We start from the raw sequence: 13,174 nt of genomic DNA, 5'->3' as shown, positions 1-13,174 counted from the left end.
CCGCAACCAGTGTGGTCAAGATTACGTAAAGTGACGGATGCTCAGTTCTGCTGTCCAGTAAGGCCAGTGGTGTCCGGACCACCGGTCGGGGCGCTCACCGGTGTGGCCGGATCACCTGGCCGTCCGGGCGTAGCGGAATGCATGGTGCCACTGGGAGCGCCGTGTCCGGCGGCGCCGCACGGAGGTACGGGAGGGCGCCGGTGTCCGAGGTACGGAGCTATGAAAGGTCACTGCTGCGAAGCCGGGAGGCGCTCACCCGGAAGGACCGGCCGAAGACCTTCACTCTGTCAGGTCGGGAGTGGGACCTGCTGCCCGAGGTCTTCGCCCCGCTCTACTCGCCGTCCACCTCGACGGCCCTGGAGCTCCTCGGGCTGGAGGCGGGATCCGCCGACGCCGGGGGCTCCTTCCTGGAGATCGGCTGCGGCACCGGGGTGATCGCGGTCTCGGCCGCGCTGGCCGGCCGCCGTCGGGTGGTGGCCGCCGACATCAGCCCCGCGGCGGTGGAGAACGCGGCGCTCAACGCCGCCCGGCACGGGGTGGCCGGGACGGTCCGCGCGGTGCACAGCGACCTGTTCGACGCGCTGGATCCGGCGGAGCGTTTCGACACCGTCTTCTGGAGCTCCAACTACGTGCTGGCGCCCGAGGATTACCGCTACACCTCGGTGCACGAGCGGGCCTACGTGGACCCGGGGTACGCCGCCCACCGCCGCTACCTGGCCGAGGCCCCGGCCCGGCTGGCACCCGGCGGCCGGGCACTGCTGCACTTCAGCGACCGCGGCGACCGGGCCGGCCTGGACCGGATCGCGGCCGGACTGGGCCGCACCGTCCGGGTGGTGGCCGAGGTCGAGGTCCCCGAGGGGGAGCTCCCGGTGCGCCACCAGCTGCTGGAGATCGGGTGATCCGGAGATGCGCACCCTGCTGGTCGACAACTACGACTCCTTCACCCACAACCTCGCCCACCTGCTGGCCGAGGTGAACGGCCGCGAGCCCGAGCTGATCCGCAACGACGAGCCCGGCTGGCACCCCGGGCTGCTGGAGGGCTACGACGCCGTGGTGCTCTCGCCCGGCCCCGGACGGCCGGACCGCCCCGGGGACTTCGGGCACTGCGCGCGGGTCCTGGCGCACGGGAGGCTGCCGGTGCTCGGTGTCTGCCTCGGCCACCAGGGCATCGCCTGGGCGCACGGCGGCCAGGTCGACCGGGCCCCCGAGCCGGTGCACGGGCGCTCCGCCCTGGTCCGGCACGACGGCACCGGCCTGTTCGCCGGGCTGCCCGACCCGCTGGAGGTGATCCGCTACCACTCGCTGGCGGTCACCGCGCTGCCCCCGGAGCTGGAGCCGACCGCCTGGACCGAGGACGGCGTGCTGATGGGGCTGAGGCACCGTCACCGGCCGCTCTGGGGCGTGCAGTTCCACCCCGAGTCGGTCGGCACCGAGGGCGGCCACCGGCTGCTCGCCAACTTCCGCGACCTGGCCGGCGGACGCCGGGCCCGCCGCCGACGGCCCTCCCGCGCGGCTCCGGTGCCGACACCGGAACACCAGGCACCGCAGCGCCGGGTGCTGGCCAGGCGACTGCCGACGGCCTGGGACGACGAGACCGTCTTCGACCGGCTGTTCCGGCCGGAGCGGTACGCCTTCTGGCTGGACAGCAGCCGTCCGGGCGAGCAGCTCGGCCGCTACTCGGTGCTGGGCGCGGGCAGCCGGCTGGCCACCGCCGACGTCTGGGAGGGCACCGTCACGGTCACCGGCCCCGAGGGGCGGCGGACCGTGCGCAGCGGCTTCCTGGACTGGCTGGAGGCCGAGCTGGCCGGGCACCGGGCCGAGGCCCCGGCCGGGCTGCCCTTCGACTTCGCGCTGGGCTGGGTCGGCCACCTGGGCTACGAGCTCAAGGCCGAGACCGGCGGTGAGCGCGCCCACCGCTCCGAACTCCCGGACGCCGCGCTGACCTTCGCCGAGTGCGCGGTGGTGCTGGACCACCAGGAGCGCACCACCCACCTGCTGGCCCTGGAGGGCCCGGGCGCCGAGCGGTGGCTGGCGGACACCGCCGCCGCGCTGACCGCCCTGAGCGGCGAGCGCAGCCCGCTGGCCGCCGCCCCGGGCGGCAGGCGGCTGCCGGGGGAGGCGCTCGGCCCGGTCCGGCTGAGGCACGACCGGGCGGCGTACCTGGCGCTGGTCGAGGAGTGCCAGGAGCAGATCGCGGCCGGCGAGACCTACGAGGTCTGCCTGACCAACCAGGCCGAACTGGCGGGGGAGGTGGACCCCTGGCAGGCCTACCGCTTCCTGCGCCGGGTCAGCCCCGCGCCGTACGGGGCGTACCTGGCCCTCGGGGAGCTGACGGTGCTCTCCACCTCGCCGGAGCGCTTCCTCGCCGTCGGCCGGGACGGCACCGTGGAGTCCCGCCCGATCAAGGGCACCCGGCCGCGCGGCGCCACCGCGCGGCAGGACGCCGAGCTCGCCGCCGACCTGCGGGGGAACCCGAAGGACCGGGCGGAGAACCTGATGATCGTCGACCTGGTCCGCAACGACCTGGGCCGGGTGGCGGAGACCGGCAGCGTGGACGCCCGGGACATCCTCCGGGTGGAGAGCTACGCCTCCGTCCACCAGCTGGTCAGCACCGTACGGGCCCGGCTGCGGCCCGGCCTCGGGGCGGTGGACGCCGTCCGGGCGGCCTTCCCCGGCGGCTCGATGACCGGGGCGCCCAAGCGCCGCACCATGGAGCTGATCGACCGTCTGGAGGGCGGCCCGCGCGGGGTCTACTCCGGTGCGGTCGGCTACTTCTCGCTCAACGGGGCGATGGACACCTCGATCGTGATCCGCACCGCCGTGCACACCCCGGGCCTGGTCCGGTACGGGGTCGGCGGCGCGGTGATCGCGCTGTCCGACCCGGCGGCCGAGTTCGAGGAGACGGCGGTGAAGGCCGCGCCGCTGCTGGCGCTGGCGGGCGGGGCGGAGTTCCCGGGCCGGGAGACCGGGTTCCCGCGAGGGGCGGGCCGGCCGGGTCAGGCGGGAGCGGATCCGGCGCCGCTCCCGGCCGCGATGGCGCGCAACTCCGCCCAGGAGGCGGCCAGTTCGGCGAGGGAGCGGTCAGCCAGCAGCTCCAGCACCGCCTCGTAGCGGACCCCGAGTCCGGCCAGCCGGGACAGCACCTCGGCGGCGGCGCCGTGTTCGCCGGAGATGGTGTCGCCGCGCGGGTGGAAGCGGCGGCAGGCGGTGTCCAGCACCTCCTGCGGCGCGGAGTTGACGGTGCCCCAGGCGACCAGGCCCTCCAGGTGGCCCGGGCCCGGGGCGCTGGACTCCCAGAGCAGCCGCTGCGGCCGGGCGCCCGCCTCCACCAGCGCGCGCCAGCGCGGGCCGTCCAGCCGCTGCTCGTAGCGGTGGTAGGCGAGCCGGGCCACGGCGGTGCCGGCCGCGCCGTGCAGTCCGGCCGAGCGCGGCAGGCCCAGCCCGTCCAGCAGCCGGTCCACCGCCCGGTCCAGCGGGCCGACCGGCAGCGCGGCCAGCGAGGCGATCCCGGACAGCTCCCGCCCGGCCGTCCGGGCCCGCTCCAGCCCGGCGAAGTAGGCGTCCACCACCAGGCCGTAGTGCGGGATCGAGCGGACGGCGGTGACGTGCACCCCGATGCCCTCGGCCAGGCAGTCGGCCACGGCGCCGAGACCGTCCTCGGTGGCGGGCAGCTTCACCAGCACGTTCGGCAGCCCGACGCCCCGGCGCAGCTCCCGGGCCGCGCGCACCAGGGCCTCCCGGGCTCCGGCCGCCGGTCTGCTCAGGTCCGGCTCCAGGGCCAGGTCGGCCGAGACCAGCCCCCGGAAGCCGTCGCTCTGCCCGTACAGCGGCAGCAGCACCTCGCAGGCGGCGCGCGCGTCCTGACGGGTCAGCTCCCGGACGGCGGCCGCGGCGGAGGTGCCGGGCCGCGCGGCCAGGGCGGCCAGCCGGTCCCGGAGGGCGGCGGTGCGGGCCAGGGTGCGGGGGTTGGAGGTGGCGCCGCCGAGCCCGGCCTCCTCGACCAGGCGGGCCAGGCCGCCGTCGGCCAGGACGTCCCGGCAGAGCCCGTCGAGCCAGAGCGAGACGCCCTCGTCGGCCAGCTGCCGCAGTGCGCTGTACATCATCAACTCCCGTCCGTCGCAGGCCCGGTGGCGACCGGCAGGGTGTGAACGATAGCCCCGGGACTCCATCAGGTCAGCGGGGTGCCGGCAATCCGGTGGGATGCTACGAACGACCTGACAAGGTCAGGCGGAGGTGACCGGAAGAACGGCCGGGGCTTGTCGCCCTCCGGCCGTCGGCCGGAGGATCGGGGAAGTCCGTCGTATCCGTACCGAGTGACCCGTGGAGCACCGAACCATGGCCGTTGACGTCGCGATCGTGGGCGGTGGCCCGGTCGGCATGCTGCTCGCCGGAGAGCTCGCCCTGCACGGGGTGCGGGTCCTGGTGCTGGAGCAACTGCCCAGCCCCACCGGGGAGTCCAAGGCCGGGACGCTGCACGCCCGGACCGCCCAGACCCTGCACCGGCGCGGCCTGCTGGACGCCGTCCAGCCGGGCCGCCGCACCGGCGGCTACCGGCGCCAGGCTCGCGCCCCGTTCCACTTCGGCGGGATCTTCGGGCTGGACCTCGCCGCGGTGGTGGAGGAGGGCCCGGCCCTGGTCGGCAGCCCGCAGGCCCATGCCGAGCAGGTCTTCGCCGACCGGGCGGAGCACCTCGGCGCGGTGATCCGGCGCGGCGCCCGGGTGGCCGGCCTGACCGACCACGGCGACCGGGTCACCCTTGCCCTGGATGACGGCGAACTCCTGGACGCCGCCTGGGTGGTGGGCTGCGACGGGGCCCGCAGCACGGTCCGCAAGGCGGCCGGGATCGCTTTCACCGGCACCCCCGCCACCATGTCCTGCCTGATGGGCGAGGTCCGGCTGCGCCGCCCCGAGCTGGCCCCGGCGGGCTGGCAGCGCACCGAGCGCGGCTGGACCATCTTCTGGGTCGACCCGGCCGGCCACAGCCGGATCGGCACCTACGACTTCCGCGGCCCGGCCGCCGACCGGCAGGCGCCGGTCACCCTGGCGGAGCTGCGCGGCGAGGCCGAGCGGATCACCGGGCAGACGGTGGAGATGGACGAGCCGCGCTGGCTCAGCCGCTTCTCCGACGCCGCGCTCCAGGCCGAGCGGTACCGGTCCGGCCGGGTGCTGCTGGCCGGGGACGCCGCGCACGTGCACTTCCCGGCCGGCGGCCAGGGCCTGAACACCGGGCTCCAGGACGTGGTGAACCTCGGCTGGAAGCTGGCTGGGGCGGTGGCGGGCTGGGCCCCCGAGGGCCTGCTGGACAGCTACCACGAGGAGCGCCACCCGGTGGCGGCCGAGGTGCTCTGGAACGTCCGGGCGCAGGTCGCCCTGATGAACCCGGACCCGGCGGTGGACCCGCTGCGCGAGCTGTTCGGCCGGCTGATGCGGGCCGAGGAGGTCAACCACTACCTCTCCGGCCTGGTCTCCGGCACCGCCGCCACCTACCCGGCCGACCGCGGCGATCCGCTGGCCGGCCAGTTCGTCCCCGACCTCCCGCTCAAGCTCGCCGACGGCTCGGCCACCGAGCTGGCCGCCCTGCTCCACCCGGCCCGCCCGGTCCTGCTGGACCTGGCCGACGACCCGGCCCTGCGCGCCGCGGCCGCCCCGTGGGGCGACCGGGTCACCACCGTGACCGCCGCCCTGGACACCGAGCTGACCGCCCTGCTGGTCCGCCCCGACGGCTACGCAGCCTGGAGCTCGGCCTCCCCGGCCCCGCTCACCACCGCCCTGGCCCGCTGGTTCGGCGAGGCCGGGCCGGCCTGAGCGGCCTGACGGCGGATCAGAGCAGCGAGAGCGCCTGGTCGGCGGCGGCCCGGATCCGGACCCGGTCGGGGGCGGCCCGGGCGATCACCCGGATGCCCTGGAGCAGCACCAGCAGGAAGCGGGCCAGCGCGTAGGGGTCCTTGGACTCCGCCAGCTCGCCCTGGGCGTGCGCGCGGACCAGCGCGGAGGTGAGGGCGGTCTCCAGGACCGTCCAGCTCCGCTCCACCTGGGCGGCCACCACCGGGTCCCGGGAGGAGAGTTCGACGGCCGCGTTGACCACCAGGCAGCCGCGCTGCTCGGGGTCGTGCAAGGCCTCGTGCACCCAGCTCTCCACCAGCGCCCGGACGGCCGGGAGCGCCGGGCCCGGCTGGGACAGTGCCCCGACGAACCCGGTCTCCCGGCTCTCCAGGTAGCGCTTGAGGGCGCTCAGGTAGAGGTCGTGCTTGCTGCCGAAGGTCCCGTAGATGCTGGCCCGGGCGATGCCCAGGTGCTCGACCAGGTCGGCCATCGACGTGGCCTCGTAGCCGCGCTCCCAGAACAGGTCCATCGCCTGGACCAGCACGCTGTCCGGATCGAACTCCTTGGTCCTCGCCATGACTCCGACCGTAAGTGATTCGAGACCGTTCGGTCCAGTAGCGGGCTCAGGGAAGCCGCACCGACTGCCCGTGCCGGAACACGTCGCGCGGGTCGTAGGCCGCCTTCACCCGCTGCAGCCGGCCGTAGTTGTCGCCCCAGTAGAGCGTGGTCCACGGCACCCCGGAGGTGTTCTGCGCCGGGTCCGAGAGGTCGATGTCCGGGTACCCGATGTAGCAGCCGTCGGTGACCCGGTTCGGCACCGGCACCCCGCCGGTCTCGGCGTAGACGTCCCGGTAGAAGTCCCGCACCCAGCCGATGTTGGCCGCGTCGTCCGCCGGTGAGCCCCAGTAGCTCTGGAACAGGAGCTTGAAGACCGAGTCCCGGTGCACGCTGGCGCTGGCCGACGGGGCCAGGTCGTTGACCTTGGCGCCGTAGGAGCTGAGCAGCACCATGCCGTACGGGTTGGAGAAGTCGGTCCGGTTCAACTGCCGCCAGAGCGCCCGCAGTTGCTGCTCCGGGAAGCGGGCCCGCATGTACGCGGACTTCTGCTCGCCGCGCAGCGTCGGGTCCACCAGCATGGTGTTGGTGGTGCCCAGGAAGCGGGTGGCCTGGAGCCAGGGCAGCCTGGTCGGCGCGGCGAACTCGGGCATCGGCCCGTGCTCCCCGGCCGGGGCGGTGACGGCCCCGGTGGGCACGTCCACGCCCCGGGTCAGGTCGGCCAGGAAGGCGTCCAGCAGCTGCCGGGCGTCCGGCCGGGTGGCGTCGACCTGGGTGAGCAGGCTGATCTGCCCGTTGGAGCGGTGGTGCAGGTTGAGGTTGGTGAACAGCGCGTCGTACGGGGTGCCCGAGGCGGCGTGCGCCAGGTGCCAGTCCGCGTAGTTCTGCACCAGCCGGGAGAACGAGGCCTCGGTCAGCCGGGCCCAGTCCCAGGAGACCGCGCTCAGGAAGACCTCGGACGGCGGCCTGGGCAGCACCCCGGCCGGGTCGGAGCCGGTGGCCCCGGGGGAGCGGAACCAGTACCGGGTGACGATCCCGAAGGAGCCGCCGCCACCGCCGGTGTGGGCCCACCAGAGCTCCCGGTGGGGGTCGTTCGGCTCCCGGGTGGCCACCACCGCGCGGGCGGTGCCGGCCGCGTCCACCACCACCACCTCCACCGCGTACAGGTGGTCCGCCGCCAGCCCGTGCTGACGGGCCAGCAGGCCCCAGCCGCCGCCCGCCACGTGGCCGCCCGCGCCGACCGAGTAGCAGACCCCGGCCGGCACGATCACCCCGTAGGCCTTGTACATCCGCTCGTAGACGTGCAGCAGGGTGGCGCCCGCCTGCACGGCGAAGGCCGAGCGCTGCGGGTCCCAGGAGACCTCGGTGAACTCCGAGAGGTCCAGGATCACCTGGGCGTCGGGGTGGTAGACGAAGTCCTCGTAGCAGTGGCCGCCGCTGCGCACCGAGATCCGCTTGCCGGCCCGGACGGCCTGCTGCACGGCCTGCACCGCGCGCTCGGTGGAGTCGATCAGGTGCACCGCCTCGGGGCGGGCGGACCAGCGCTGGTTCATCCCGCGCACCAGGTCCGGGTAGCGCTGGTCGCCCGGACGGACCGTCACCGCGCCGAAGCCGCGCCCCTGTTCGCCCGTCTCGGCGGCGCCGGCCGGCAGGCCGGTCAGGCCCACCGCCACCGCCGCTCCGCCGCCCGCCAGCACACCGCGCCGGGAGATTCGGCTCATCCGTCACACCGCCTTGATCGAGAGGGAGTGCTTGAAGACGTTCTTCGGGTCGTACTGCGCCTTGGCCAGCTGGAGCCGCCGGTAGCCGGACTTGAAGTACAGCTCGGACCAGGCGATCCCGGAGGTGTTGAGCGCCGGGTCGGCCAGGTCGGCGTCGGCGTAGTTGATGAAGCAGCCGTCGGTGTACGCGTTGAGCGCGGGCACCCCGCCGCTGGCCGCGTAGACGTCTTGGTAGAGGCCGCGCACCCAGCCCGCGTTGGCCGCGTCCTGGGCCGGGTCGGTCCAGAAGCTGACGAAGTGCAGCTTGAGCACCGAGTCCCGCTGCGGGGTCGCGGTGGCCGCGGTGTCGACGGTGTTGGTCCGGCCGCCGAAGGAGGTGATCATCACCAGCGAGACCGGGTGCGTGTGGTCGGTGCGGGTCATGTGCTGCCAGAAGGCGGCCAGGTTGGCGTCGGTGAAGCCCTTCCTCATGTACGAGGACTTCGCCTTGAAGCGGGTGGTGGTGTCGGTGCCGGTGAAGCCGGGCCACTGGGTCACCGCGTGCAGCCAGGAGATGGTGCGCCGGTCGTTCACCCGGTAGGTCTGGCCGGAGCCCTCGTTCACCGCCGCCAGGAAGGAGTCCATCAGCGCGGCCGCGTTCGGCACCGAGGCGTCGATCTGCGCGGTCAGCGAGAACGAACCGGCCGACTTGTGCTGCGGCTTGAGCTGGGAGAAGAGCGAGGCGTACGGCGAGGTGGCCGAGCTGTTCTGCTCGTGCCAGAGGCCGAAGTTGCGCAGGATCCGGGTGAAGCCGGCCTGGGTCATGGTGGCCCAGCTCCAGCTGACGTCCGCCACGATCACCTCGGAGGGCGGCTTGGGCAGCTGGTCGGCCGGCAGCGTCGAGACCGGGTCGGGCGACCGCAGCAGGTAGCGCAGCACCACGCCGAAGGAACCCCCGCCTCCGCCGGTGTGGGCCCACCACAGCTCCCTGTTGGGGTCATTGGGCTCTCTGGTGGCCACCACCTTGCGGGCGGTGCCGGTGGAGTCCACCACCACGACCTCCACGCCCCACAGGTGATCCACCGTCAGTCCGTGCAGCCGGGAGAGCGGCCCGTAGCCGCCGCCGGCTATGTGGCCGCCGGCCCCGACGCCCGGGCAGCTGCCGCCGGGCAGGGTGACGCCCCAGCCCTTGTACAGGCCGCGGTAGACCTCGCCCAGTCTGGCCCCCGCCTCCACCGCGAAGACCCGGCGGACGGCGTCGTAGGAGACCTTGTTGAGGTTGGACATGTCGATCACCACGCGGACGTTCGCGTTGGTGACGAAGTCCTCGTAGCAGTGGCCGCCGCTGCGCACGGCGATGCCCCGGCCGGTGTCCACCGCGCTCTGCACGGCGGCCACCACCTGGGCGTCGGAGGAGACCAGGTGCACGTAGTCGGGGGTGCCCACCCAGCGGCGGTTGGCGCCCCAGCTGAGGTCGGCGTACCGACGGTCGCCCGGACGGACCGTCACCACCGAGCCCAGCCCGGTCTCGGTGTCCTCGGTGGCGGAGGCCGCCTCGGGCAGGAGCGCGGGCAGGGTTGCCGCGGCGCCGGTGACCAGCGCGGTGTCTCTGATGAATCTGCGGCGGGAGTAGCCGGCCATTGCTGTCACACCTCTTGTCGTTCCGAAAAGGTCTGGGGTAGTCAGGAGTTGACCCGGTAGCGGCTCTCCAGGCCCTCGACCATGAAGGTCAGGGTGTCGGAGAAGTACCGCTCGGTCTCGTGCCGGAAGTAGCGGGTGGACTCGGCCTTGGCCACGCCCTCGGGCGAGAGCGTCACCCGCAGCGTCAGGGTGGGCCGGCCGTCGGGGCCGTGGCCCTGCTCGTTGACGATCTCCTCGATGGCGGGGTCGTCCAGCGGCCGGAAGACCACCCGCTCGCCGGCGTGGAAGGTGACCCGTTCCCGCACCGTCACCTCGTCCCGGACGGTGATCTCGCGCAGGAAGCCGCCCTCGAACCGCTCCAGCACCCGGCAGCCGGTGACGGCCGGGACGTAGGAGCTCGGATGCTCCGACTTGTGCACCAGGCCGTCCCACAACTGCTGGTCGGTGAGGTCGACTTGGAGGGTCCAGCTGAACTGGTTCACGGCGTTCCGCCTCTCTCGTCCGGCTCTGCGATGCCGAGTCTGCGGCGCCGGACGAGCCGAGGTCATCACCCGTTCACGTGATCCCTTAAGCCCCTCGGAGGGGCGATAATTGTTCTATCTGGACCAAGCGTTCTTGAACTGCTACGGTTCAGGAACAGCCGAGATCCAGGCAACTGGACTCTATCTGGAACGATCGGTCTAGAAGAGCTGGAGGGGTGTCATGGCTGCGGACCTGGCCGTCGGGCCACCGGTCTTACGGCAGCGGGCCGCGTTCGCGCTGCTGGGTACGGTGCAGGTGGTGCTGATCGCCACGATCACCGTGATCACGGTCGCGCTGCCCGCGATCCAGGCCGAACTCGGCCTCACCGAAACGGACTTGGTGCTCGCCATCTCGGCGTACAGCCTCTCCTTCGGCGGCCTGCTGTTACTCGGCGGCCGGCTGGCCGACCTGCTCGGCCACCGCCGGGTGTTCACCGCCGGAGTGCTGGTCTTCGGACTGGCCTCGGCGCTGGCCGCCGCCGCGCCGAACCTGGCGCTGCTGGTGGCGGCCCGGTTCGGCCAGGGCGTCGGTGCGGCGGCCGCCGCACCGGCCGCGATGGCCCTGCTCGGCTCGGTCTTCCCGGCCGCCGAGCGGCGCGGACGGGCGCTCGCCGTCTGGGGAGTACTGGCCTCCATCGGGGCCAGCGCGGGGAACATCGTCTCCGGCGTGGTGCTGCACTGGGTCTCCTGGCGGTGGACCTTCGTGGCCCCCGCCGCGGTGGCCGCCGTGGTGGTGCTCGCCGCCCCCCGGGTGCTGCCGCCCGGGCCGGGCCCCCGCCGCGAACGGCTCGACCTGCCCGGCGCGGTGCTCGCCACCGCCGGCCTGGCCACCCTGATCTACGGTCTGACCGAAGTCCACAGCCTGTGGATCGTGGTCGGGATCGTCCTGCTGGCCGCCTTCGGGCTCACCCAGCTCCGTGGCTCCAGCCCGCTGGTGCCGCCCTCCTTCCTGGCCTCGCCCCGCCGGCTGGCCGCCCTGGCGGCGATCGCGCTGACCGCCGCCTGCATGGCCACCTACTTCTTCGTCCTCGCGCTCTACTTCCAACAGGTGCTCGGCTACTCGACCCTGGCCACCTCGGCGGCCTTCGTCCCGCCGGCCCTGGCGGTCATGCTGGCCGGTTCGCTGGCCGGCCGGGCACTGGCCCGCTACGCCCCCGCCGGCGTCACCTCCGCCGGGCTCGCGGTCTCCGCGCTGGGCCTCGCGGTGCTCGGCGGGATCACTGCCGACAGCTCCTACCTCGGCCCGCTGCTGATCGGGGTCGTGCTCTTCCCGGTCGGGGCCGGCCTCACCTTCTCCAGCGCCACGGTCTGGTCGGTCAGCGACGCCCCGCCCCACCAGGCCGGCCTGGCCGGCGGCGTGATGAACACCGCGATGGAGATCGGCCCCCCCATCGGCCTCGCCGTCCTGGTCCCCCTCGCCGCCGCCCACGCCGGCGCCGCCCCCTCCCCGGCCGCGGTCTCCTCCGGCTACGCCTTCGCCTTCCTCCTCGCCGCAGCCACCCTCGCGGTGGCCTCCGCCCTGGCACTGCTAGGGGCGCGAGGAACTGCGCGAGTACGGAAGGCGGACCACCGCTAGATCGGGGCACGTCAGCCAGTTGCACGTGCTGCCGTACCCCTGCACGCCCCGCGGCGGAGCCGCACATCAGCAGAGCCCCGCGCCCCCGGCGCAACCAACCCAAGGAGTGTTCCCATGTCCGCTCGCTTCACCGACAAGGTCGTCATGGTCACCGGAGCCGCCGGTGTCGTCGGCCGCACCGCCGCCCTGGCCTTCGCCCGGGAGGGCGCCACCGTGGTGGTCGCCGACCGCAACGAGGACGGCGTCAACGAGACCGTGAAGCTGATCGAGGAGGAGGGCGGCAAGGCCAGCGGCGTGCTGGTCGACGTCGCCGACTCCGCCTCGCTGGCCGCCGCGGTGCAGCACGCCGTCACCCACCACGGCGGCCTGCACGTGGCCTTCAACAACGCCGGCATCCTCCGCGGCGGCACCCCGATCGCCGAGCACGACGAGCAGGCCTGGCACGACTCCATCGCGGTCAACCTGACCGGCGTGTTCTTCGCCCTCAAGCACCAGATCGCCCACATGAGCGCCAACGGCGGCGGCGCCATCGTCAACACCGCCTCCAACCTGGGCGCCCACTGGCGGCTGGCCAACATGGCGGCGTACTCCACCTCCAAGGCCGGCGTCTCCTACCTGACCAAGACCGCCGCGCTGGAAGCGATCCAGCACGGCGTCCGGATCAACTCGATCAGCCCCGGCCCGATCGACACCCCGATGTCCTACCTGCCGGGCGAGACCCGCGAGCAGCGCGACGCCCGCCTCGCGCCGACCGTCCCGCTGGGCCGGGTCGCCGACCCGGCGGAGATCGCCAAGGCGGTGCTCTGGCTGGCCTCCGACGACGCCAGCTTCGTGGTCGGCCACGACCACGTCATCGACGGCGGCGCCACCGCCTGACGCCACGTCACCGGTATTCGCGAATGCGGAGGGAGCACGCGCTCCCTCCGCATTCGCATTTCCCTTTCGACCTGACGTAGTTCGTCCTCACCTGACCACATTTCGAGCACCTAACGGTATGACCCGGAGCGCCTTGTCCGGCATTCTCCCGACCGGCAGGATTCAGGTGTCGGATACCGCCGGGAAAACGGGGGAAGAGCGATCGTGAAGACCAAGGACAACGGACGCCGGGCCCGCCCGGCCCGCGCGCGGCACGGCTGGCCGTCGCTCACCCCGGCCGAGCTCAGGGTGGCCAGGCTGGTCGCCCTCGGCCTGAGCAACCGCGCGGTGGCACAGGAGTTGGTGGTCTCGCCGCACACGGTCGACTCGCACCTGCGGCACGCGTTCGCGAAACTCGGCGTGGCCTCCCGGGTGCAGCTCACCCGCCACGTTCTGCTCAACGACGCGGTGACCGTCTCCTGAACGTGAATTGCCTACGCGGG

At 73.6% G+C, this 13,174-nt stretch carries 11 protein-coding genes; 6 read left to right on the top strand and 5 right to left on the bottom strand.

Annotated features, from left to right (window positions below; translation table 11 throughout):
• Positions 1-200 precede the first annotated feature (200 nt).
• A complete protein-coding gene (locus tag ACZ6ZR_RS34860; RefSeq protein ID WP_465649396.1) occupies positions 201-899 on the top strand; it encodes a methyltransferase domain-containing protein in 699 nt (232 codons plus the stop codon).
• 7 nt (positions 900-906) lie between these two features.
• Positions 907-3,111, top strand: a complete 2,205-nt coding sequence (gene pabB / locus ACZ6ZR_RS34855) for an aminodeoxychorismate synthase component I (protein ID WP_465649395.1) — start codon at positions 907-909, stop codon at positions 3,109-3,111.
• On the opposite strand, the gene ACZ6ZR_RS34850 is transcribed toward pabB, so the two are convergent.
• On the bottom strand, positions 2,997-4,103 hold the full coding sequence (locus ACZ6ZR_RS34850) for a transaldolase family protein (protein WP_465649393.1): 1,107 nt from the start codon (positions 4,101-4,103) through the stop codon (positions 2,997-2,999). The two genes, pabB and ACZ6ZR_RS34850, sit on opposite strands and share 115 nt — an antisense overlap.
• A 232-nt stretch (positions 4,104-4,335) precedes the next feature.
• On the opposite strand from ACZ6ZR_RS34850, the gene ACZ6ZR_RS34845 reads away from it, so the two are divergent.
• Positions 4,336-5,805: an FAD-dependent monooxygenase gene (locus ACZ6ZR_RS34845; protein ID WP_465649391.1), complete on the top strand. Its 1,470-nt coding sequence runs from the start codon at positions 4,336-4,338 to the stop codon at positions 5,803-5,805.
• 16 nt (positions 5,806-5,821) lie between these two features.
• Here ACZ6ZR_RS34845 and ACZ6ZR_RS34840 read toward each other — a convergent pair whose 3' ends face one another.
• From ACZ6ZR_RS34840 to ACZ6ZR_RS34825, 4 genes are read right to left on the bottom strand one after another with little or no spacing between them, the layout of a single operon-like run.
• Positions 5,822-6,400: a TetR/AcrR family transcriptional regulator gene (locus ACZ6ZR_RS34840; RefSeq protein WP_465649390.1), complete on the bottom strand. Its 579-nt coding sequence runs from the start codon at positions 6,398-6,400 to the stop codon at positions 5,822-5,824.
• Between the two features lie 46 nt (positions 6,401-6,446).
• On the bottom strand, positions 6,447-8,099 hold the full coding sequence (locus tag ACZ6ZR_RS34835) for an FAD-binding oxidoreductase (protein WP_465649388.1): 1,653 nt from the start codon (positions 8,097-8,099) through the stop codon (positions 6,447-6,449).
• Positions 8,100-8,102: 3 nt separating this feature from the next.
• The gene (locus ACZ6ZR_RS34830) at positions 8,103-9,719 is read right to left on the bottom strand and encodes an FAD-binding oxidoreductase (protein ID WP_465649386.1); all 1,617 of its coding nucleotides are present in this window, start codon (positions 9,717-9,719) and stop codon (positions 8,103-8,105) included.
• A 41-nt stretch (positions 9,720-9,760) separates the two neighbouring features.
• Positions 9,761-10,201: an AtaL-like protein gene (locus ACZ6ZR_RS34825; protein ID WP_465649384.1), complete on the bottom strand. Its 441-nt coding sequence runs from the start codon at positions 10,199-10,201 to the stop codon at positions 9,761-9,763.
• A gap of 220 nt (positions 10,202-10,421) precedes the next feature.
• Between ACZ6ZR_RS34825 and ACZ6ZR_RS34820 the strand changes: the two genes are divergently transcribed.
• From ACZ6ZR_RS34820 to ACZ6ZR_RS34810, 3 genes are all read left to right on the top strand, one after another.
• Positions 10,422-11,816 carry an MFS transporter gene (locus ACZ6ZR_RS34820; protein ID WP_465649382.1) on the top strand — a complete coding sequence of 465 codons (1,395 nt, stop codon included), beginning with the start codon at positions 10,422-10,424 and terminating at the stop codon, positions 11,814-11,816.
• Positions 11,817-11,930: 114 nt separating this feature from the next.
• On the top strand, positions 11,931-12,692 hold the full coding sequence (locus tag ACZ6ZR_RS34815) for an SDR family NAD(P)-dependent oxidoreductase (protein ID WP_465649380.1): 762 nt from the start codon (positions 11,931-11,933) through the stop codon (positions 12,690-12,692).
• Positions 12,693-12,896: 204 nt separating this feature from the next.
• Positions 12,897-13,154 (top strand): response regulator transcription factor, encoded by a 258-nt coding sequence (locus tag ACZ6ZR_RS34810; protein WP_465649379.1) that lies wholly within the window; start codon positions 12,897-12,899, stop codon positions 13,152-13,154.
• Positions 13,155-13,174 lie beyond the last annotated feature (20 nt).

This window comes from Kitasatospora sp. NPDC088742 (assembly GCF_055584905.1).
Note: the sequence above shows the minus strand (reverse complement) of the source record. Positions and strands in the feature narration are given on the sequence as shown.